This is a genomic window from Streptomyces sp. NPDC088387, from assembly GCF_044753385.1.
Taxonomy (GTDB): domain Bacteria; phylum Actinomycetota; class Actinomycetes; order Streptomycetales; family Streptomycetaceae; genus Streptomyces.
Genome location: NZ_JBIVNC010000001.1, coordinates 496,048 through 518,858, shown reverse-complemented (window position 1 = coordinate 518,858; position 22,811 = coordinate 496,048). Strand labels below are relative to the sequence as shown.

General features: G+C 69.5%; 16 protein-coding genes. 8 read left to right on the top strand and 8 right to left on the bottom strand.

The annotated features are described in order from the left end of the window. Positions 1–110: 110 nt before the first annotated feature. Together ACIQAC_RS02470 and ACIQAC_RS02465 are read right to left on the bottom strand one after the other, a co-directional pair. On the bottom strand, positions 111–974 hold the full coding sequence (locus tag ACIQAC_RS02470; protein WP_402186234.1) for a phosphatase PAP2 family protein: 864 nt from the start codon (positions 972–974) through the stop codon (positions 111–113). An 88-nt stretch (positions 975–1,062) separates the two neighbouring features. Then, complete coding sequence (locus ACIQAC_RS02465) at positions 1,063–2,106, bottom strand: LacI family DNA-binding transcriptional regulator (RefSeq protein ID WP_402186233.1); 1,044 nt, start codon at positions 2,104–2,106, stop codon at positions 1,063–1,065. Positions 2,107–2,528: 422 nt separating this feature from the next. Between ACIQAC_RS02465 and ACIQAC_RS02460 the strand changes: the two genes are divergently transcribed. The 7 genes from ACIQAC_RS02460 (at position 2,529) to ACIQAC_RS02430 (ending at position 15,126) form a co-directional block, all read left to right on the top strand. Next, positions 2,529–3,800 carry an extracellular solute-binding protein gene (locus tag ACIQAC_RS02460; protein WP_402186231.1) on the top strand — a complete coding sequence of 424 codons (1,272 nt, stop codon included), beginning with the start codon at positions 2,529–2,531 and terminating at the stop codon, positions 3,798–3,800. Between the two features lie 102 nt (positions 3,801–3,902). After that, positions 3,903–4,907: a carbohydrate ABC transporter permease gene (locus tag ACIQAC_RS02455; protein WP_402186230.1), complete on the top strand. Its 1,005-nt coding sequence runs from the start codon at positions 3,903–3,905 to the stop codon at positions 4,905–4,907. Between the two features lie 13 nt (positions 4,908–4,920). Beyond that, on the top strand, positions 4,921–5,826 hold the full coding sequence (locus ACIQAC_RS02450; protein ID WP_402186228.1) for a sugar ABC transporter permease: 906 nt from the start codon (positions 4,921–4,923) through the stop codon (positions 5,824–5,826). A 58-nt stretch (positions 5,827–5,884) separates the two neighbouring features. After that, on the top strand, positions 5,885–7,615 hold the full coding sequence (locus tag ACIQAC_RS02445; RefSeq protein WP_402186226.1) for a glycoside hydrolase family 13 protein: 1,731 nt from the start codon (positions 5,885–5,887) through the stop codon (positions 7,613–7,615). A 177-nt stretch (positions 7,616–7,792) separates the two neighbouring features. After that, the gene (locus ACIQAC_RS02440; protein WP_402186224.1) at positions 7,793–9,166 is read left to right on the top strand and encodes an alpha-amylase family protein; all 1,374 of its coding nucleotides are present in this window, start codon (positions 7,793–7,795) and stop codon (positions 9,164–9,166) included. Between the two features lie 101 nt (positions 9,167–9,267). Continuing rightward, on the top strand, positions 9,268–14,670 hold the full coding sequence (gene pulA / locus ACIQAC_RS02435; protein ID WP_402186223.1) for a pullulanase-type alpha-1,6-glucosidase: 5,403 nt from the start codon (positions 9,268–9,270) through the stop codon (positions 14,668–14,670). 93 nt (positions 14,671–14,763) lie between these two features. Next, positions 14,764–15,126 (top strand): 5-carboxymethyl-2-hydroxymuconate Delta-isomerase, encoded by a 363-nt coding sequence (locus ACIQAC_RS02430; protein WP_402186222.1) that lies wholly within the window; start codon positions 14,764–14,766, stop codon positions 15,124–15,126. Between the two features lie 8 nt (positions 15,127–15,134). On the opposite strand, the gene ACIQAC_RS02425 is transcribed toward ACIQAC_RS02430, so the two are convergent. The 5 genes from ACIQAC_RS02425 to ACIQAC_RS02405 form a co-directional block, all read right to left on the bottom strand. Continuing rightward, positions 15,135–15,824: a TetR/AcrR family transcriptional regulator gene (locus ACIQAC_RS02425; RefSeq protein ID WP_402186221.1), complete on the bottom strand. Its 690-nt coding sequence runs from the start codon at positions 15,822–15,824 to the stop codon at positions 15,135–15,137. Between the two features lie 80 nt (positions 15,825–15,904). Then, on the bottom strand, positions 15,905–16,945 hold the full coding sequence (locus ACIQAC_RS02420) for a PDR/VanB family oxidoreductase (protein ID WP_402186219.1): 1,041 nt from the start codon (positions 16,943–16,945) through the stop codon (positions 15,905–15,907). Continuing rightward, positions 16,945–17,874, bottom strand: coding sequence for a metal-dependent hydrolase (locus tag ACIQAC_RS02415; RefSeq protein WP_402186217.1), 930 nt, complete (start codon positions 17,872–17,874; stop codon positions 16,945–16,947). The genes ACIQAC_RS02420 and ACIQAC_RS02415 overlap by 1 nt, the downstream gene beginning before the upstream one ends. 73 nt (positions 17,875–17,947) lie before the next feature. Beyond that, complete coding sequence (locus tag ACIQAC_RS02410) at positions 17,948–19,879, bottom strand: hypothetical protein (RefSeq protein ID WP_402186215.1); 1,932 nt, start codon at positions 19,877–19,879, stop codon at positions 17,948–17,950. Positions 19,880–19,939: 60 nt separating this feature from the next. Next, complete coding sequence (locus tag ACIQAC_RS02405) at positions 19,940–20,440, bottom strand: tetratricopeptide repeat protein (protein ID WP_402186213.1); 501 nt, start codon at positions 20,438–20,440, stop codon at positions 19,940–19,942. A 113-nt stretch (positions 20,441–20,553) separates the two neighbouring features. On the opposite strand from ACIQAC_RS02405, the gene ACIQAC_RS02400 reads away from it, so the two are divergent. After that, positions 20,554–20,991 (top strand): hypothetical protein, encoded by a 438-nt coding sequence (locus ACIQAC_RS02400; RefSeq protein ID WP_402186212.1) that lies wholly within the window; start codon positions 20,554–20,556, stop codon positions 20,989–20,991. Between the two features lie 82 nt (positions 20,992–21,073). Here the strand turns inward: ACIQAC_RS02400 and ACIQAC_RS02395 are convergent, their stop codons facing one another. Further along, on the bottom strand, positions 21,074–22,636 hold the full coding sequence (locus ACIQAC_RS02395) for a DUF1996 domain-containing protein (protein WP_402186210.1): 1,563 nt from the start codon (positions 22,634–22,636) through the stop codon (positions 21,074–21,076). Positions 22,637–22,811: the final 175 nt, after the last annotated feature.

The window sequence follows — 22,811 nt, the reverse complement described above, 5'->3', positions numbered from 1 at the left end:
AACTGCGCGAAAAGCCCCCACGGACCCGCGCATAACGACGGCGGGTCGGCCCCTCAGGGGCGCGGGGAACTGCGCGAAAAGCCACGACGAGACCCGCACTCGGCAACCGGTCAGACCCGCCGAGCCCGCAGCCGCAGGCGCCTACGTGGCCCCGCCGCGACCACCCGCGGCAACGCATACGGCAACGCCCCGTACCAGACCCGGGCCACCCCGAACCCGAAGGCCAGGCAGGCCATACCCCCCACGGCGTCCAGCCAGAAGTGGTTCGCCGTGGCCACGATCACCACGAGAGTCAGAGCGGGGTACAAAAGCCCGAGCACCCGCACCCACGGCACGGAAGCCAACGCGAAGATCGTCAACCCGCACCACAACGACCACCCGATATGCATCGAGGGCATCGCCGCGTACTGGTTCGACATGTTCTTCAGGTCCCCGGACGCCATCGACCCCCACGTCTGGTGGACCAGAACCGTGTCGATGAAGTCCCCGCCGTTCATCAGCCGAGGCGGCGCCAGCGGATACAGGTAGTAACCGACCAGAGCCACACCCGTCGTCGCGAACAGCACCAGACGCGTGGCGGCGTACCGCCCGGGATGACTCCGGTACAGCCACACCAGCACACCCAGCGTGACCACGAAGTGCAGCGTCGCGTAGTAGTAGTTCATCCCGACGATGAGCCAAGTCACCGAGTTCACGGCGTGGTTGACGGACTGCTCCACGGCGATGCCGAGATGGTTCTCGACGCTCCAGATCCAGTCGGCGTTCTTGAGCGCCTGCCCCCGCTGCTCGGGCACCGCGTTGCGGATCAGTGAGTACGTCCAGTAACTCACCGCGATCAGCAGGATCTCGAACCACAGCCGTGGCCGGCGCGGGGTGCGCAGGCGGCGCAGAAAGGCGCGCCCCGTCCCGTGCGCGACGGGGTTCCGGAGGGCCGGTCCACGGCCTTCCCTCGTCGTCACGGTCGTCTCGCCCATGGGCACAGAGTCTGCCAGAAAAGCCATCCTGGTCCGATCATCCCCTGGTCGGGTTCGGACCGCACCTCCTACACCCTGCGGAGGACTTTCACCCTGATTGCGGACGATTTCGATCCCCGGGCGCGGAAGCCGTGGAACCGCGTACGACCAGCTCGGGCATGAACACGAACTCGCTGTGCGGCGCGGGCGTACCCCCGACCTCCTCCAGCAGCGTCCGCACCGCGGCCTGGCCCATCGCCGGCACCGGCTTGCGGATCGTGGTGAGCGGCGGATCGGTGAACGCGATCAGCGGGGAGTCGTCGAAACCGACCACCGAGACGTCCTTCGGCACCTTGAGACCACGCTGGCGGGCCGCCCGGATCGCGCCGAGCGCCATCATGTCGCTGGCGCAGACCACCGCCGTACAGTCCCGCTCGATCAGCGCCGCGGCGGCCGCCTGGCCGCCTTCGAGCGTGTACAGCGAGTGCTGGATCAGCTCGGACTCCACGGTGTGCGCGCTCAGCCCCAACTGGTCCTGCACGGCCCGCGTGAACCCCTCGATCTTCCGCTGCACCGGCACGAACCGCTTCGGCCCGAGCGCCAGCCCGATCCGGGTGTGGCCGAGCGACACGAGATGCGTCACCGCGAGGGTCATCGCGGCGCGGTCGTCGGGGGAGATGAACGGCGCCTGCACCTTCGGCGAGAAGCCGTCCACGAGGACGAACGGCACCCCCTGCGCCCGCAGCTGCTCGTAGCGCTGCATGTCGGCGGTGGTGTCGGCGTGCAGCCCGGAGACGTAGATGATGCCGGCCACCCCGCGGTCGACGAGCATCTCGGTCAGCTCGTCCTCCGTGGACCCGCCGGGGGTCTGCGTGGCGAGCACCGGGGTGTACCCCTGCCGGGTCAGCGCCTGCCCGATGACCTGGGCGAGGGCCGGGAAGATGGGGTTCTCCAGCTCCGGGGTGATCAGACCGACCAGACCGGCGCTGCGCTGCCGCAGCCGCACGGGGCGTTCGTAGCCGAGCACGTCGAGTGCGGCCAGTACGGACTCACGGGTGGTGGCGGCGACGCCCGGCTTGCCGTTGAGGACGCGGCTGACGGTCGCTTCGCTCACCCCCGCCTGAGCAGCGATGTCGGCAAGCCGTGTGGTCACGGGACCGGACTGTACCGGGCGTATGTCACCCTGCGCACCAATCGGACGCCTGACGCGGGCTGTTGCACGTCCCGGGGCGGGTTGCTTCGGCATGGCGTCCCCTTGAGGTCTTGATCGGTCGCTGAGCGGTCACTTCTGAAACGTGCGGCAAGAGCTTGCAGAGTCTTGCACAACCCGGTACTTCCCCGCTCACTAGCGGTATTCAACGGTCTCCAGTGGTCCGGTCAAGGGCGGCGACAGGTCACGCAGGGATAACTTCCCTGCCGTCTTGCACTTTTTTGCTGCAAGGTCTTTCGCACCGCTTGCAACGCTGTTACGTTCACGTCGCCCGGCCGCCGCAACGGCGCTGTCGGCAAGTCGACAGGAGCGGTGGACGGGACCGCCCCTGTAGCTACACGGGCTTTCACCCTCAAGGAGAACTCATGCGGCGTGGCATAGCGGCCACCGCGCTGGTGGCCTCACTCGCCCTCGCGGCGACGGCCTGCGGCGGAAGCGACGACAGCGGCGACTCGGCCGACGGTCCGACCACCATCACCTGGTGGGACACCTCCAACGCGACCAACGAGGCCCCCACGTACCAGGCCCTGGTCAAGGAGTTCGAGGCCGCCAACAAGGACATCAAGGTCGAGTACGTCAACGTCCCCTTCGACCAGGCGCAGAACAAGTTCGACACCGCCGCCGGCTCCAAGGGCGCCCCGGACGTGCTGCGCTCCGAGGTCGGCTGGACCCCGGCGTTCGCGAAGAAGGGCTTCTTCCTGCCGCTGGACGGCACCGAGGCCCTCGCCGACCAGGACAAGTTCCAGTCCAGCCTGATCGAGCAGGCCAAGTTCGAGGACAAGGTCTACGGCGTCCCCTTCACCACGGACACCCTCGCCCTCGTCTACAACAAGGACCTCTTCGAGCAGGCCGGCGTCGAGGCCCCCAAGACCTGGGACGACCTGAAGACCGCCGCCGCCACCATCAAGGACAAGACCGGCGTCGACGGCTACTGGGGCTCCACCCAGGCCTACTACGCCCAGTCGTTCCTCTACGGCGAGGGCACCGACACCGTCGACGCCGACGCCAGGAAGATCACCGTCACCTCGCCCGAGGCGAAGAAGGGCTACGCCGCCTGGCAGGGCCTGTTCGACGGCAAGGGCCTGCACAAGGCCGACACCACCGCCGACGCCTACGCCCACATCCAGGACGCGTTCGTCACCGGCAAGGTCGCCTCGATCGTGCAGGGCCCCTGGGAGATCACCAACTTCTACAAGGGCTCCGCGTTCAAGGACAAGGCCAACCTCGGCATCGCCACCGTCCCGGCCGGCTCCACCGGCAAGGCGGGCGCCCCGACCGGCGGCCACAACCTGTCCGTCTACGCCGGCTCCGACGAGGCCCACCAGCAGGCCGCGCTGAAGTTCGTGAACTACATGACCTCCGCCAAGGCGCAGGAGACCATCGCGCTGAAGAACTCCACGCTGCCCACCCGCGAGGACGCCTACACCGACCAGGTCACCGCCGACCCGGGCATCGCCGGCTTCCAGAGTGTGCTGCCCGCCGCCCAGCCGCGCCCCGCGCTGCCCGAGTACAGCTCGCTGTGGACGCCCCTGGACGACGAACTGCTCGCCGTCGCCGGCGGCAAGAAGTCCCTGGACGACGGGCTCGGCAGCGCCGAGACCGCGATCGCCAAGCTGGTCCCGGACTTCAGCAAGTGACCCCGCGTGGCCGCCGGATCCTCCTGACATCCGGGGGAAGGATCCGGCGGTCACCGGTCCGCCCACCCACCAGCGCAGTCCCTCACGAAGGTTTGCCGAACCATGACAGTCGCCATCGACCGAGCCACCGGCAAGCGGCTCGGTGACCGCGGGCCCCGGCCAGGACTGGGCGGGCGCCTGAGACGCAGCTACCAGAAGTACTGGTACGCCTACGCGATGATCGCGCCCGTGGTCGTCGTGCTGGGTGTGCTGGTGCTGTATCCGCTGGCGTACGGCTTCTATCTCACCCTCACCGACGCCAACAGCCTCAACACCGGCCGCACGATCGGCGTCAACGAGATCGAGGCCACCTACAAGTTCATCGGCCTCGACAACTACGCCGACATCCTGTGGGGCGAGACCGCCTACGACCGGTTCTGGTCGCACTTCATCTGGACCGTCGTATGGACGGCCGCCTGTGTCTTCCTGCACTACACGATCGGTCTGGGCCTCGCGCTGCTGCTCAACCAGAAGCTGCGCGGCCGCACGGTCTACCGGCTGCTGCTGGTGCTGCCCTGGGCCGTGCCCACGTTCGTCACCGTCTTCGGCTGGCGCTTTATGCTCGCGGACGGCGGCATCCTCAACTCCGGTCTTGACCTGCTGGGGATGCCCACGCCGGCCTGGCTGGAGGACACCTTCTGGCAGCGGTTCTCCGCGATCATGGTCAACACCTGGTGCGGTGTGCCGTTCATGATGGTCTCGCTGCTCGGCGGGTTGCAGTCCATCGACTCCACGCTGTACGAGGCCGCCGACATGGACGGCGCCAACGCCTGGCAGCGGTTCTGGTACGTCACGCTGCCCGGCCTGCGGTCCGTCAGCTCCACCGTTGTACTCCTCGGTGTGATCTGGACGTTCAACCAGTTCGCGGTGATCTTCCTGCTGTTCGGCAACACCGCGCCGGACGCACAGATCCTCGTCACCTGGGCCTACCAGCTCGGCTTCGGCCAACAGCCGCGCGACTTCGCCCAGTCCGCCGCCTACGGCATCCTGCTGCTGGCCATCCTGATCGTCTTCACCTCCGCCTACCGCCGCTGGCTGAACCGCAACGACCAGCAGCTCGCGATCTGAGGCAGGAACACCCATGAGCGCAACGACCGTTCAGAAGTCCACCGCGGACCCCGCCCGCACGCCCGCCGTGCCCGGCGGTCCCCGCGGGCGCGGGAGGCGCGGCCTCCTCGGAACCCTCGCCTCGCACGGCGTCCTCACCGTCGCCAGTCTGATCGCGCTGTTCCCGATCGCCTGGCTGGTCTTCCTGTCCCTCGGCCCGGACAAGGACGACTATCTCCACCCCGGCGGCATCTGGTCGAAGATGACCTTCGCCAACTACTCGCACGTGCTCACGGAGACCAACTTCCTCGACTGGCTGAAGAGTTCGCTGATCGTCTCCCTGGGCACCACGCTCATCGGCGTGATCATCGCCGCCAGCACCGGCTACGCGGTGTCCCGGATGCGCTTCCCCGGCTACCGGAAGTTCATGTGGGTCCTGCTGGTCACCCAGATGTTCCCGGTCGCCGTACTGATGGTGCCGATGTACCAGCTCCTGTCGGAGCTCCAGCTCATCGACACCTACTTCGGGCTGATCCTGGTGTACTGCTCGACGGCCGTGCCGTACTGCGCGTGGCTGATGAAGGGCTACTTCGACACCATTCCGTTCGAGATCGACGAGGCCGGGCGGGTCGACGGGCTGTCGCCCTTCGGTACGTTCCTGCGGCTGATCCTGCCGCTCGCCCGGCCGGGGCTGGCGGTCGCGGCGTTCTACAGCTTCATCACCGCGTTCGGTGAGGTGGCGTTCGCCACGACGTTTCTGCTGGACGACGAGAAGTACACGTTCGCCGTGGGGCTTCAGAGTTTTGTGTCCGAGCATGACGCCCAGCGGAATCTGATGGCGGCGACGGCCGTGCTGATCGCGATACCCGTGTCCGCGTTCTTCTATCTCGTGCAGAAGAATCTGGTCACGGGCCTGACCTCCGGCGGCACGAAGGGCTGACGCCCGGTCGTTGCCCTGCCCCCACTTGTACGCACCGTCTCCTCGTACCAAGGACGTCATGACCAAGCACTCCACCGACCCGGCACCGAACTCCGCCGTAGCCACTGTCGTGAGGCACCGCGACTGGTGGCGGGACGCTGTGATCTATCAGGTCTATCCGCGCAGCTTCGCCGACAGCAACGGTGACGGGATGGGCGATCTGGAAGGTGTACGTTCCCGGCTGCCGTATCTGCGCGACCTCGGCGTGGACGCGGTGTGGCTGAGCCCCTTCTACTCCTCGCCGCAGGCCGACGCCGGCTACGACGTCGCCGACTACCGGGCCGTGGACCCGATGTTCGGCACGCTGCTCGACGCCGACGCGCTGATCCGCGACGCCCACCAGTACGGGCTGCGGATCATCGTGGACCTGGTGCCGAACCACTCCTCCGACCAGTACGAGTGGTTCAGACGGGCCGTCGCGGAAGGGCCGGGCTCCCCGCTGCGGGACCGCTACCACTTCCGCCCCGGCAAGGGGGAGAGCGGCGAACTGCCCCCGAACGACTGGGAGTCCATCTTCGGCGGCCCCGCCTGGACCCGGGTCACCGAACCCGACGGCACACCCGGCGAGTGGTATCTGCATCTCTTCGCGCCCGAGCAGCCCGACTTCAACTGGGACCACCCGGCGGTCGGCGACGAGTTCCGCTCGATCCTGCGGTTCTGGCTCGACATGGGTGTCGACGGCTTCCGGATCGACGTGGCGCATGGCCTGGTGAAGGCGCCGGGCCTGCCGGACCTGGGATCCCACGACCAACTGCGGCTGCTGGGCAACGATGTCATGCCGTTCTTCGACCAGGACGACGTGCATGTCATCTACCGGCAGTGGCGGACGATCCTCGACGAGTACGCCGAAAGGGAGGGGCCCGAAGGGCCTTCGTCAGAAGGGCGGTGGTGGGAGACGGGTGGGCGGATCTTCGTCGCGGAGGCGTGGACGCCGACCGTCGAGCGGACCGCGAACTACGTCCGTCCCGACGAACTCCACCAGGCCTTCAACTTCCAGTACCTGAGCACCGGTTGGGACGCCGAGGAGCTGCGCGGGGTCATCGACCGCACCCTTGAGGCGATGCGCCCGGTCGGCGCCCCCGCCACCTGGGTGCTCTCGAACCACGACGTGACCCGGCACGCCACCCGGTTCGCCAACCCGCCCGGCCTCGGCACCCAGATCCGCAGCGCGGGCGACCGCGACCTGGGTCTGCGCCGGGCCCGCGCGGCCACGCTGCTGATGCTGGCGCTGCCCGGCTCGGCGTATGTCTACCAGGGGGAGGAGCTGGGGCTGCCGGACGTCGTCGACCTGCCCGACGACGTCCGGCAGGACCCCGCGTACTTCCGCGGCGCCGGCCAGGACGGCTTCCGCGACGGCTGCCGGGTGCCGATCCCCTGGACGCGCACGGGACCGGCGTACGGCTTCGGCGATGGCGGCAGCTGGCTGCCGCAGCCGACGGGCTGGGGCGAGCTGAGCATCGAGGCGCAGACCGGCGTCGAGGGCTCGACGCTGGAGCTGTACCGCTCGGCGCTCGCCCTGCGCCGGGACCGGGCCGACCTCGGCGCCGGTGACGCGGTGGAGTGGCTGCGGGCGCCCGAGGGTGTACTGGCGTTCCGGCGCGGCGAGTTCGTGTGTGTCACCAACACCACCGGCGAGTCCGTGACCGTGCCCACGCACGGGCGGCTGCTGCTCGCCAGCGGTGAGGTCGTCGAGGGCGACGGCGAGACGAAGGTGCCGGGCGACACCACGGCGTGGTGGACGACGGGCTGACGGCGGACCGGCCGGGGTCACCTCGCGAGCCCGGCAAGATTTTTCATTGAAGTGCGTACGGCCCGCTGCCCTTTCGGGCGGCGGGCCTTTACCATCTGCGTCACCGCAAGATGGCTGAAATCTTGCAGCAAGAGAATTCACCCCAGCATGAGCCTTCAATGACGAAGGAGCCCCCACATGGCCCGCAGGACCCTCGCCGCGGCGGTCGCCCTCACCGCCGCCGCCCTTGTTATGAACCCGCCCGCCGCGCAGGCCTCGCCGCCCGGCACCAAGGACGTCACCGCCGTCCTCTTCGAGTGGAACTTCGCCTCCGTCGCCCGCGAGTGCACCACCACCCTCGGCCCCGCCGGCTACGGATACGTCCAGGTCTCCCCACCTGCCGAGCACATACAGGGCGCGCAGTGGTGGACGTCGTACCAGCCCGTCAGCTACCGGATCGCCGGCCGGCTCGGTGACCGCGCGGCCTTCCAGAACATGGTCAGCACCTGCCACGCGGCCGGTGTGAAGGTCGTCGCCGACACCGTCGTCAACCACATGTCGGCGGGCAACGGCACCGGCACCGGCGGCTCGTCGTACACCAAGTACAACTACCCCGGCCTGTACTCGGCCCCCGACTTCGACAACTGCACTTCCCAGATCACCAACTACCAGGACCGCTGGAACGTCCAGAACTGCGAACTCGTCGGCCTCTCCGACCTGGACACCGGCGAGGACTACGTACGCGGCGCGATCGCCGGCTACATGAGCGACCTGCTCTCACTCGGTGTCGACGGCTTCCGCATCGACGCGGCCAAGCACATGCCCGCCGCCGACCTCGCCAACATCAAGTCCCGGCTGACCAACCCTTCCGTGTACTGGAAGCAGGAGGTCATCTACGGCAGCGGAGAGGCCGTCCAGCCCACCGAGTACACCGGCGCCGGCGACGTCCAGGAGTTCCGCTACGCCTACGACCTCAAGCGGGTCTTCAACAACGAGAACCTCGCCTACCTGAAGAACTACGGCGAGGGCTGGGGCTATATGAGCAGCGGTGTCTCCGGCGTCTTCGTCGACAACCACGACACCGAGCGCAACGGCTCCACCCTCAGCTACAAGGACAACGCCAACTACACGCTGGCCAACGTCTTCATGCTGGCCTGGCCCTACGGTGCGCCCGACATCAACTCCGGCTACGAGTTCACCGACCACGACGCCGGGCCGCCCAACGGCGGGCGGGTCGACGCCTGCTGGCAGAACGGCTGGAAGTGCCAGCACGCCTGGCCCGAGATCCAGCGCATGGTCGCCTTCCGCAACGCCACCCGCGGCCAGGCCGTCACCAACTGGTGGGACAACGGCGCCGACGCCATCGCCTTCGGCCGCGGCACCAGGGGCTTCGTCGCCATCAACCACGAGTCCGGCTCCCTGACTCGCACCTACCAGACGTCCCTGCCCGCCGGCACGTACTGCAACGTCCAGAACAACACCCCGGTCACCGTGAACGGCTCCGGCCGGCTCACGGCGACCCTCGGCGCGAACACCGCGCTCGCGGTCTACGCGGGCAAGTCCAGCTGCTGACCCTGAACTGAAACTTCTTTCTTGATGTTGCAGAAGTCTTGCTGCAAGGCGTTGCGCGGCGATACGGTCTCGCGACGTCTCAGCGCAAGGAGTGCTCGCCCGTGATACCGAGATGGCCGGCGGACCGTGGACGCCGTATCGCTCTTACCGGACGGATCGCGGCCCTCGCCGCCACCGCGCTCACCGCCGGCCTTGTCCAGCCCCTCGCCGCACGGGCCGACAGCCCGCCCCCGCCGCCCTCGGACGCACGGCTCGCCGCCGAACCCGCCCGCCACGAACTCACCCGCGAGCAGTTCTACTTCGTGCTGCCCGACCGCTTCGCCAACGGCGACCGCGCCAACGACCGCGGCGGCCTCACCGGTTCACGCCTCGCCACCGGGTACGACCCCACCGACAAGGGCTTCTACCAGGGCGGCGACCTCAAGGGCCTGACCCGCAAGCTGGACTACATCAAGGGCCTCGGCACCACCGCCATCTGGATGGCGCCCATCTTCAGGAACCAGCCGGTCCAGGGGACGGGAAGCGACGCCTCGGCCGGCTACCACGGTTACTGGATCACCGACTTCACCCAGGTCGACCCGCACTTCGGCACCAACGCCGACCTGGAGACCCTGATCGACAAGGCCCACGACAAGGGCATGAAGGTCTTCTTCGACGTCATCACCAACCACACCGCCGACGTCGTCGACTACGAGGAGAAGTCCTACGACTACCTCTCCAAGGGCGCCTTCCCCTACCTGACGGAGACCGGCGAACCCTTCGACGACGCCGAATACGCCGACGGGAAGCGGGACTTCCCCGCCGTCGACGAGGACTCCTTCCCGCGTACGCCGGTCGTCCCCGACGCCAAGCAGGACGTCAAGGTCCCGTCCTGGCTCAACGACCCGACGATGTACCACAACCGCGGTGACTCCACCTGGGCCGGCGAGTCGACCACGTACGGCGACTTCTCCGGGCTCGACGACCTGTGGACCGAGCGTCCCGAGGTCGTCGAGGGCATGGAGAGGATCTACCAGCGGTGGGTGCGGGACTTCGGCATCGACGGCTTCCGGATCGACACCGTGAAGCACGTCAACATGGAGTTCTGGACCCAGTGGGCCACCGCCCTCGACTCCTACGCCGCCCGCCAGGGCCGCGACGACTTCTTTATGTTCGGCGAGGTGTACTCGGCCGACACCGCGGTCACCTCCCCGTACGTCACCGAGGGCCGGCTCGACTCCACCCTCGACTTCCCCTTCCAGGACGCGGCCCGCGCCTACGCCTCCCAGGGCGGCAGCGCCGCGAAGCTGGCCGGAGTCTTCGGCGACGACTACAAGTACACGACCGACAAGGCCAACGCGTACGAGCAGGTCACCTTCCTCGGCAACCACGACATGGGCCGCATCGGCACCTTCCTCAAGCAGGACGACCCCGACGCCACCGACGCCGAGCTGCTGAAGAAGGCACGGCTCGCCAACGAGCTGATGTTCCTCAACCGCGGCAACCCGGTGATCTACTACGGCGACGAACAGGGCTTCACCGGCGCGGGCGGCGACAAGGACGCCCGGCAGACCATGTTCGGCTCCCAGGTCCCGGACTACCTCGACGACGACATCCTCGGCACCGACCACACCCACGCCCAGGACGCGTACCGCACACAGGCGCCGCTCTACCGGCAGATCAGCGAGCTCGCGGGGCTCCGCAAGGCCCACCCCGCCCTCGCCGACGGCATCCAGACCGAGCGCTTCGCCGCCGACGGACCCGGCGTCTACGCCGTCTCCCGCACCGACGCGAAGACCGGCACCGAGTACGTCGTCGCGTTCAACAACGCCGAGCGGGCGAGGACGGCGACCTTCCCGACCGGCTCCGCGCACCAGACGTTCCGCGGTCTCTACGGCACCGACGCCACCGCGAAGTCCGACACGGACCGCCGGCTCACCGTCACCGTCCCGCCCGGCGCGGCGATCGTCCTCAAGGCGACCGGCAGACCCGCCGCCCCCGCCACCAGGCCCGCCGTCACCCTGAAGGCCCCCGCCGCCGGCGCCACCGGCACCGTCGAACTGACCGCCGACGTCGAGGGCGGCGCCCGCAACCGGGTCGTCTTCGCCGCCCAGACCGGCACCGGCAAGTGGCGCACCCTCGGCTCCGCCGACCACGCCCCGTACAAGGTCACCGACACCATCGCCAAGGACGTACCGCCCGGCACCGCCCTGCGCTACAAGGCCGTCGTCGTCGACGCCTCCGGCCGCACCGCGAGCGCCACCGCCGCCTCCGTCACCGGCACCCCGCCCGTGGTGGAACCGCCGAGCGCGTCCTCCCGCGAGTACGCGATCGTCCACTACAAGCGCGAGGACGGTAACTACGCCGACTGGGGCCTGTACGCCTGGGGCGACCTCGCCGACGGCGAGTCCACCCCGTGGCCCGAGAGCCACCCCTTCACCGGCCGGGACGCCTACGGCGCCTTCGCCTACGTCAAGCTCAGGCCCGGGGCGTCCAGTGTCGGCTTCCTCGTCATCGACAAGGACGGCAACAAGGACGTCGCCGCCGACCGCACGATCGACGTGACGCGGACCGGCGAGATCTGGATCGAGCAGGGCAAGGAACAGATCCGCACCGAACGCCCCGAGTACCCGGACCAGGACAAGTCCAAGGCCGTCCTGCACTACCACCGCGCCGACGGCTCCTACGACGGCTGGGGCCTGCACGTCTGGACCGGCGCCGCCGAGCCCACCGACTGGTCGAAGCCGCTGATGCCGGTGGAGACTGACTCCTATGGCGCGGTCTACGAGGTACCCCTCACCGAGGGTGCCACCAGCCTCAGCTACATCCTCCACAAGGGCGACGAGAAGGACCTGCCCACCGACCAGTCGCTCGACCTCAGGGCGAACGGCCACGAGGTGTGGCTCCTGAACGGCCAGGAGAAGTACCTGCTGCCGCAGCCGGCCGGCTCCGCCGCCGCGCTCGACCTGAGCACGTCCAAGGCGGTCTGGCTCGACCGGAACACGGTCGCCTGGAACGCGTCCGACAACGCCGCCTCCACCCAGCTCCTGACCTCCCGAACCGGCTCGATCAAGGCCGAGAACGGCACCCTCACCGGCGCCGACACCCGCTGGCTCCGCCTCACGAAGACCACTCTGACCGACACCCAGAAGACGAAGTTCCCGCACCTTGAGGACAACACCGCCTGGTCCGTCGACCCCCGTGACCGCAGCCGGGTCCGCGAGGCCCTGCGCGGCCAGGTCGTCGCCGCCCAGCGGGCCGCGAACGGGGCCGTCCTCGCCGCGACCGGCGTCCAGATCGCCGGCGTACTGGACGATCTGTACAACGCGACCAAGGCGGACCTCGGCCCCACCTTCCACCAGGGCCGCCCCACCCTCTCCGTCTGGGCACCGACCGCCCGGTCCGTCTCCCTCGAACTCGACGGCTCCCTGAAGCACATGCGCCGCGACGACACCACCGGCGTCTGGTCCGTCACCGGCCCGCGGTCCTGGAAGAACAAGCCGTACCGGTACGTCGTGAAGGTCTGGGCGCCCAGCGTCCGCGAGGTCGTCACCAACAAGGTCACCGACCCGTATTCCGTCGCCCTCACCGCCGACTCCGGGCGCAGCCTCGTCGTCGACCTCGCCGACAGGTCACTGAAGCCGAGCGGCTGGACGACCCTGAGGAAGCCGAAGGCCGTACCGCTCAGGGACGCCCGGATCCAGGAACTGCACGTCCGCGACTTCTCCGTGGCCGACCCGACCGCCGCCCACCCCGGCACCTACCTCGCCTTCACCGACCAACAGAGCGACGGCACCCGGCACTTGAGGAAGCTGGCACAGGCGGGCACCTCATACGTCCATCTGCTCCCCGTCTTCGACATCGCCACCATCCCCGAACGCCGCGAGGACCAGGCGACCGTGGACTGCGATCTCGCGTCGCTGCCCGCCGACTCGGAGCGCCAGCAGGAGTGCGTGGCCGAGGTCGCCGCGAAGGACGCCTACAACTGGGGCTACGACCCGTACCACTACACGGTCCCCGAGGGCTCCTACGCCACCGACCCGGACGGCACGGCCCGCACGGTCGAGTTCCGCGAGATGGTCAAGGCACTCAACAACGACGGTCTCAGGGTCGTCATGGACGTCGTCTACAACCACACCGCGGCCGCCGGCCAGGCGGACACCTCGGTACTCGACCGGATCGTCCCCGGCTACTACCAGCGGCTCCTCGCGGACGGCAGCGTCGCCAACAGCACCTGCTGCGCCAACACCGCCACCGAGAACGCCATGATGGGCAAGCTCGTCGTCGACTCGGTCGTCACCTGGGCCAGGGAGTACAAGGTCGACGGCTTCCGCTTCGACCTCATGGGCCACCACCCCAAGGCCAACATCCTCGCCGTCCGAAAGGCCCTCGACGCACTCACCCTCGAAAAGGACGGCGTCGACGGCAAGAAGATCATCCTGTACGGCGAGGGCTGGAACTTCGGCGAGATCGCCGACGACGCCCGCTTCGAGCAGGCCACCCAGGCGAACATGGCCGGCACCGGCATCGCCACCTTCTCCGACCGGGCCCGTGACGCCGTCCGCGGCGGCGGCCCCTTCGACGAGGACCCCGGCGTCCAGGGCTTCGCGTCCGGCCTCTACACCGAGCCCAACTCCTCGCCCGCCAACGGCACTCCGGCCGAACAGAAGGCCCGCCTCCTGCACTACCAGGACCTCATCAAGGTCGGCCTCTCCGGCAACCTCGCCGACTACCGCTTCACCGACACCAGCGGTACGGAGGTCAGGGGCTCCGACGTCGACTACAACGGCTCACCCGCCGGATACGCGGCGGCCCCCGGTGACGCCCTCGCGTACGCCGACGCCCACGACAACGAGACCCTCTTCGACGCCCTGGCGTTCAAGCTTCCCGCCACGGCGAGCGCCGCCGACCGGGCGCGTATGCAGGTCCTCGCCATGGCCACGGCCACGCTCTCGCAGGGCCCGGCGCTCTCCCAGGCCGGCACCGACCTGCTCCGCTCCAAGTCCCTGGACCGCAACTCCTACGACAGCGGCGACTGGTTCAACGCCATCCACTGGAACTGCGCCGACGGCAACGGCTTCGCCCGCGGCCTCCCGATGGCCACCGACAACGAGCCCAAGTGGCCGTACGCGAAGCCCCTGTTGGGCACGGTCCGAGTCGGCTGCGAGCAGATCGAGGGCGCCTCGGCGGCCTACCAGGACCTACTCCGCATCCGCACGACGGAACCGGCCTTCTCCCTCGCCACAGTGGAGGAGGTTCAGTCCCACCTCACCTTCCCCCTGTCAGGAAGGGACGAGACCCCGGGCGTGATCACCATGCACCTGGACAACCTGCTGATCATCTTCAACGCAACCCCGGACAGCCAGGACCAGACGATCTCCACCCTCGCGAATAGCGGCTACCGGCTCCATCCGGTACAGGCGCGCGGCGACGACGAGGTGGTCAAGGCCGCCTCGCACGAGCCGGGCAACGGCAGGTTCACGGTGCCGGCGCGCACGGTAGCCATCTTCACGCAGCCCCACTGAACCCACCCAGGGGCGCGGGGCTGTATCGATATGCGGCTCCGCCGCGTGGGCGCGACCAGCCACAACGCACCCGCAGACAATTAGAATGCGCCCATGCCCCAGATCACCGTGGACTACTCCACAACCCTCGCGAACGACTTCAACCGCCCCGCGTTCGCGAGGGCCCTGCACACCGCGGTGGTAGCCATCGCCACCGCGAAACCGCAGGCCTGCAAATCCCACTTCCGCCCCACAGAGGACAGCACCGTCGGAGACGACACCGAGGGCCACGCCCTCGTCCACGTCACCATCGGCCTGCTCGCCGGCCGCACGGACGAGACCAAGGCCCGCCTCACCGAGACCACGGTGGAACTACTCCGTGAGCACGTGAAGCCGGCCGGCGGACGCGTCCTGCACGTCTCGGCGGAGGTCCGCGACCTCGACCCCTCGTACCGCAAGTACGAGGGCGAGGGCTAGGACGAGGATCAGGACGCGAGCGCGATCAGCCGTGTCACGAGGTCGGTGAACGGCCCCTCCGCCGGCTCGTCCTTCAGACACCGCCGCAGCAGCGCGGACATCTCCTCGTCATGGGCCGCACTGATCGCGGCCAGCGCGGCGAAGTCGTGGACGAGCTGGACCTCCAGCTCGCCGCGCGGAATACGCCGGCCGTCCAGCCAGATCAGCGCGGTGGACTCGGCGAGCGAGATCCACGAGCGGACGACCAGTTCGAGCCGCGCCGGCGGCTCGGTGACCCCGAGATGCGACAGGATCTGCTCGTACGCGGCCTGCCGTACGGAGTCGATGAGCGCGTTCGTCGTGGACGAGCCGACCGCCGGGCCGCCGCGCATCAGCGCCGAGAAACCGGGCCCGTGGTCGTCCACGAAATCGAAGTAGCGGCGCATCACCCGCAGCAGCCGCGCACCCAGCGGACCCTCGGGAGCCTCGACGAACCGGCCCGCGAGATCGTCCGACGCCCGCTTCAACGCGGCCTCGTACAGGCTGAGTTTGCCGGGAAAGTAGTGGTAGACCAGCGGGCGCGAGATGCCCGCGGCCGCCGCTATCTCGTCGATGGAGACCTCGTCGGGCGAGCGTCGGCTGAACAGTTCGAGGGCGACGCCGATCAACTGCTGCCGCCGCTCGTCGACACCCATTCTGCGGCGAACCCCGGAAGACATACGAACACCTTACCGATCAGATCCGGCCGCGAACGGCCAGGGCCGACCACGGGTGTTCGTCCAGGATCCGTACAGCCGGGTCACATGTCCAGCACCAGTCGCTCTCCGCGTGCCCGCGACACACAGATCAGCATCGAGTCGGCCCGCTCCCCGTCGGTCAGCAACTCGTCCCGGTGGTCCACCTCGCCCTCCAGTACCCGCTGTTGGCAGGTCCCGCAGAACCCCTGCTCGCACGAGTACAGCGTGTCCGGCAGCTCCCCGCGGATCGCCGCCAGCGCCGACGTGCCCGCCGGGACCGTCAACGTCCGCCCGCTGCGCCGCAGTTCGATCTCGAAGGCGCCGCCCTCACCCGTGGACGCACGCGGCGAGAACCGCTCCAGGCGCACCTCCGGCACCCGCTCGGCGACCGCCGCCATCAGCCCCTCGGGCCCGCAGCAGTACACGGCCGCGCCCTCTGGCAGCCCCGCCAACTCCCGGTCGAGGTCGGGCAGTCCGGACTCGTCCTCGGCGACCACCCGCACCCGGGCCCCGCCGAGCTTCGCGACCTCCTCAAGGAACGGCATCGTCGCGCGCGACCGCCCACAGTACAGCAGCCGCCAGTCGGTGCCCTCCGGCAGCGCCCGCAGCATCGACATCACCGGCGTGATCCCGATCCCGCCGGCCACGAAGACGTACGACGGTGCCGCTGTCAGCGGGAAACGGTTGCGCGGCCCGCGCACCTCCAGCTCCACACCGGCCCGCAGCTCCTCGTGCACCTCCCGCGACCCGCCCCGCCCGTCCGCCACCAGCCGGGTCGCGACCGTGTACGACGAGGTGTCCTCCGGATCGCCGCACAGCGAGTACTGCCGCACCAGCCCGGACGGCAGCACGAGGTCCAGATGCGCGCCCGGCTCCCAGCGCGGCAAGTCCCGGCCTTCCAGGCGCAGTTGGACTACGCCGTCGGCGATCGTCTCGTGCGCGGTGAGCAGCAGCCGCAGCGCACGCGAGCGGGGGCGGCCGGAGATCGGCTCGTCCAGCGCGGGCATCGGCCACAGCGGCGAGTCCTGGATCCGGCTCCGCATGGCCCGCCGGGCGAGCACCGCGGCGGCCGCAACGACGGCGAGCGTACGCAGTCTGGGCATCAGGCGCCCGCCTTCCGTGCCGCCTGCTCGGTCGCCTTCTCCGCGGCCACGGCGGCGGGGGAGGAGGCCAGATACGCCACCGCCTGTTCGGTGGAGGCTTCCTGCGACGGATGGTATTCGTGGCTCAGATAGCGCGGGATCGACCGGACCAGCGCGCCCGTCGACGGCAGCACGCCGCGCTTGCCGCGTAGGTAGAAGCCCCGGAACGAGGCCTTGCCGTCCAGCAGCGTCGGATCGTTCTCCATAAAGAACCGCGCCCCGCGCTGCCACAGGAACAGCAGCGCCGAGAACGCCAGCGCCCAGGTGCGCACCCGGCGCCGGTAGCCCCCGTCGACGTGCATGAACAGATCGAACGCCACCGACCGGTGCTCGACCTCCTCGGCGCCGTGCCAGCGCAGCAGATCCAGCATCGTCGGATCGGCGCCCCGCCGGTCCAGCTCGTCGGCGTTGAGCACCCAGTCGCCGAGGAACGCCGTGTAGTGCTCGATCGCCGCGATGAGCGCCACCCGCTCCATCAGCCACCAGCGCCGCGACCGGCCCGGCGGCAGGGTGCGGTCGCCGAGCAGCTTCTCGAAGAACCAGTCGATCTGCGCGGTGTACGGCGTCGGGTCGAGACCCTGCTCCCTCAGATGCGGGAGGACCTCGTCGTGCGCCTGCGAGTGCATGGCCTCCTGGCCGATGAACCCGATGACATCCTCGCGGAGCCGGTCGTCACGGATGTACGGCAGCACCTGCTTGTAGACGTGCACGAACCAGCGCTCGCCGGCCGGCAGCAGCAGATGCAGCACGTTGATGGTGTGCGTGGTGAGCGGATCCCCCGGCACCCAGTGCAGCGGTGTGGCCTCCCAGGAGAAGGACACCTTGCGGGGTGTGAGCGGCACCTGCTCGCCCGCCACGGGCCGGGGCGCCCGCGCCTGCTTGTTAGACATGATGTCAATGTACTGATGGGTAGCGCCGGGGTGAACCCCTGTGCAGCACTTACCTCGGCGCGTACCCCCGGCGCTACCTGAGCGCGTCCACGGACCGCCCGTCCTCCAGCGTGCCCGTCAGCTCGGCCTTCGCGCCCTGCTCGGTGCGGACGGCCAGCAGACTTCCCTGCGCGGACGCCTCGACACCACCGGTCGTCTCGATCGACGCCGTGCCCCGGCCGCCCGCGGCGAGCAGATACCAGGACCCCGCCTCCGACTTCCACAGCACCCCGGCCAGCACCTGCGGATCACGCGGCCCGCACGCGGGCACGCTCTCGCCCTTCGCGGCGACCGCCCCGTACGTCCCGCCCGGCGTGTGGAACTGGGCGAGCACCCGCTCGCCGCCGCCCCGCCAGGTCTCCGCCCTGGTGCACACCCAGGTCGCCGTGCCGCCGGACTCGGGCAGCTCCTGCGACGCGTAGCTCCACGCGTTCACCGTCCGCACACCCTGTCCGCGCACCGCGCCCAGCGAGCAGGCGAACGGCGACCAGGTGCGCAGCGCCTCCGCGCCGGACGCGTCGTGCGTCGAGCCGGGGCGGCCGGTGGTGAGCCGGGCCGGGACCAGTTCGCCCAGGTCGGAGGTGAGGCGGGTGCCGGTGGGGGTGGTCAGCTGGAGCACGTTCCAGGACGTGCAGGTGCCGGTCCGGGTCGCGGGGCTCGCCATCGGCGAGGTGACCCCGGCCGTCACGGTCAGGTCCATCGCGCCGGAACCGGGCTTCATGAGGTCCCGCTCGGCGGCCTTCGTCACCCAGGGGGCCGTCAGATAGCGGACGTTGCCGTCGACGCGGTGCAGGAGGACCGCGTTCGCCTCGGCGTCCGTGGCGCCGTCCATCCGCGCGAAGTCCAGCGCCGCGCCCGCCGTGCCGTCCTTCGGCTCGGCGTAGCGGGCGATGCGCAGACCGTCGTAGAGGATCACCACGCGCGCGTTGTCGATCTCGCCCGCGTAGAGCAGCTGGGGCGGGCCCGCCGGGCCGCCGGACGGGGTGCCCGGGGTCGCCGAGACCTTGACGGTCTCGCCGGGGCGGGCCCAGACGGCGAGCGCGCGGCGCAACAGGTCGCTGTCGCCGGTCAGTTCGCCGCGCGCGGGCCACACGGAGAAGTCGGTGCGTACGGAGGAGCGCCAGGCGGCCGGGGAGATCTTCACCAGCCGGGCCGGGTCGAGGGCGGCCTTCGCGGACGGGTTCTGCGCGTACGCCGGGGCGGCGGCGCCGTCCGGGGCCCAGCCGTCGCCGGGCAGCCCGAGCAGCGCCCCGCACACGGCGAGCGCGGCCGTCGCGGCGAGCGCCGCCTTCAGATGCTGGCGCCGCCGCATCAGATCGGTGGGCCGGGCCTGCAACGAACAGGGGTCGAACTCCGGGGAGTCGAGCAGCGCGTACTGCGCGGGCACCTCGTCCGCCTGCGCGAGCGCGGCACCCGGGTCGTCGACACCCGCGTCCGCGAGCACCTTGCGTACGTCGTCGTCGTCGAGCCGCTCCAGACCGCGCAGCGCGTAACCGGCACGGGCCGGCGCGGACAGGGCCGCCAGCCGCTGGTCCAGGGCCAGTTCGTCGGCGCCGCCCGAGCGCGGGAACAGCCGCAGCCCCCACACCTGCGGCAGCAGCGGCGGCAGCTGGGACCGCTTCGGCAGCGCCCGGCGCTTCAGCGGAAGCCCCGCCTCCAGCGCCGTACGCAGCACCTGGAGCCGGACGTACGCGTACCCCGGGTCGCCGTCGCGGCCACCCGTCGACTGGGCCGGGATCACCGGTGCGCTGGCCCGGCCGCGCGGCAGGGCGCGCTGGGTGAGGGCGTGTGCGGTCAGGACCCGGCGGCCGCGGCTCAGGCTCGGCGGCAGCACCAGATAGGCGAGCCGGACCAGCCGTGGATAGTGCTCGACGAGCGCGGCCTCGGCCTGCTCGACATCGACGACAGAGCCGGGCCCGTCGGCTCCGGAGGGCACGGGGCGTGAGGCGACATCCTGTGACTGCACGCCCAGCAAAACGACTGAACCGACGGATGGTCACCGCCGTACGCCCCTGTTCGGCCGGGGTCAGGCCTCCGGATCGACCAGTGCTCGGGCGTAGTTGGCCATGGAGCGCTGGTAGCGGGGGAGGTGGGGGGCCAGGGCGCCGAGGACCAGAGCCAGGGCCTCGCGGTCTCGGCCGAGACTGGACAGGCACAGGGCCAGGCATGCTCGTACGGCGTCGTCGAGTTCGTCGGAGGGGGCTTTCAGCTCCGGTGTCAGCAGCGCGACGCCCTCGTCGGGCCGGCCGGTGTTGCGGAGCGAGCTGGCCAGCTGGATCTTCGCGCGACGGCCCTTGTAGCCGTGCAGGCCGCGCGCCAGCGCCTCCCGGTACAGCGGCACCGCGCGGTCCGAGTGGCCCGTGGAGTCCCAGGCGCAGGCCTGCTCGAACGGGCCCAGTGGACTGCCGTCCGGCAACTCGGCGACCAGCTCGTCGATCACCGCGCGGAACTCCGGCGCGCCCGCCTCGTCGTAGTCGTCCAGGGTCGCCCAGGCGGCGGCCACGCGATCTTCCCAGTCGGTGATCATCGGCACACTGTGGCACGGACCATTCGGCGATCGCACGGTAATTTGAGCAGTCCGCGCCCGGCAGCCGTATCGGAGTGCGGCACGTGTGTGCCCATGCCGTACCGGAGGAACAGATGAGGTTGACCCGACCGATGCTCGCCGTGGGCGCTGCCGCGGCGGTCCTGGTACTCGCGGGCTGCGGCTCCGACGGCGACCAGGAGGCCGCCGTACCGCAGACGGCGACCGGCAGCCTGGAACACCTGGCCGCCGAGGCGAAGTGCGAGCCGGACATCCAGACCGACGCCGACGAGATCCGCCAGGCCATCTGCAAGAACGGCGACACCAAGTTCATCCTCGCCACCTTCGCGACCGACCGCGGCCAGCGCGAGTGGATCAACGGCGCCAAGGACTACGGCGGTCACTACCTGGTCGGCCGCAAGTGGGTGGCCGTCGGCGAGACGAAGGTCGTGCAGACACTGCGGACCACACTCGGCGGCAGCATCGAGGAAGGCACCGACCACTCGGCGCACGAGGGATCGAGCAGCAGCAGCCCCTCCCATTCGGGCCACTGAACAACCGGCTCGGGTCACTGAACCGAAAAGACCGGCGGTGGGAATTCCCACCGCCGGTCCTCTTTGTTCGGCTAGCCCCGCGTCACTGGCACTGCCTGCCCTCATTGATGCAGTTGACCATCTTCTTCATCGTCTTCTTGGAGAAGAAGTTGATGAAGTCGTTGTGGTCGGTGATGGGCTTGTGCAGCTGCTCCGGGAAGGAGTCCACCGCGAACGGATTGGACACCTGGCCGTTCTCGATGGTCGGGGCCGGAACCTCGTAGACCAGTCGGACCTGGAGCTGCGGGATGGCCTGGAAGCCGTTGGCGCAGGCTCCGTCGGCTCCCACGAACGCCACGTGCGTCCGGTGGTTGGCGCTGTCGATGTTCTGCCCGTCCCAGCAGCTCTGGAAGTTGGACAGCCGCACCACGTCACTGCCCTCGGGGCACAGCGGGTACTTGTCCGTCAGCTGCCGGTCCTCGAAGCCCGTGCAGGTCCACGCCGTGTTGGCGTTCGCGAGCCCGTTGACGAAGGCCTTGGCGTCACCGGTGATGATGCGCAGTGCGCGCGGCATCGCCACGACGTCGCTCGTCCGGTTGCCGACGAACGTCAGCTTCGCCTCCTTGGCCTCCAGGATCTGACCCACGTTGCCCTCGGTACCACCGCCGGCGTCGTTCTGGTCGAAGTCCTGCGAGCCGTCCTGAAGACGCAGCACCGGCCAGAAGTACGACGACCGGTCGCCCTGGTTCTGGCAGCTGGTGTCGGCGTTGGCCAGGTCCTCGTCGCTCGCGAAAGCGTCGTTGTTCTGGTTGCCGACGTAGTCGTGCAGGTGGTGGGCACCGTTGGTGACACCGGGCGCCACGATCACGTTGTCCGTGTTGTGGTTGTCGTTGCCGTTGGTGCCGCAGTTCGTCGTGAAGGTGCCCGTCGAACCGGAGTCGCCGTTGGCCGCGAGACCGTTCGGCAGGTTGCGGGCGTTCGGCTGGACGGTGGTGATGTCCTGGAAGTCGTCCGCGACCGGGCCGTTGCCGCCCTGACCGCCGTTGTCCGGCGGCGGCGGGGCCTCGCCCTGACCGTCACCGTTGTCCTGGCCGTCACCCTGGTTGTCGCCGTCGCCCTGGCCGTCACCGTTGTTCTGGCCGTCGCCGTCGCCCTGGCCGTCGCCGCCCTGGCCGTCGTTGGTCTGGGGCTGCTCCACCGGGGTACCGGTGCAGCCGGAGAGGTTGTCCAGGTCGTCGGAGGCCTGGCCCCCGGCCCGGTTGATCTCCAGCTTGATCCGGTCGATCAGCACCTTCCGGTTGTCCTTCAGCGGCTGAAGGATCGTGTTCTGGACGTAGTTGGCGTCCTGGACCTGCGCGTCACGCGTGGTCGCGAGCCGCTGGTACGCCTCGGTGATCTGCTGGTCCATCGAGGCCAGCTCGCCGTCGACCTCCCCGCGGGCCTGGTCCGGCACGTCGGACAGTTCCTGACCGACGTCGGGGCAGTCGATGGTGGCGACCTGAGCCGCCGCCGACCGCGTCTGGTTGCCCCAGCCGTTGTCCTCCTCGTGAGCCGAGGCGTAGAAGTTTGCCCAGATCAGCCCGCCCCCACCGAGCGCTAGGGCCGCCGATGCGGCTATGGCCTTGGTGGCCAGCGGCATACGGCGCTTTCGTGTATTGCGTCCCATGGAACTCCTCTGACTTCCTTGCGGGGCAGCATCGAGGCGCCCGACAGGAGTGAAGCGGCTCCCATTCATACGCAGGGCGCCTCAGAGGTGTTCAGCCGTCTCAGAAATTGGTGAGAGATTCGTGGGACAAATGGGCCTCAACTTGCGCACGAGTACCGGCAGTTGTGGTGATCTC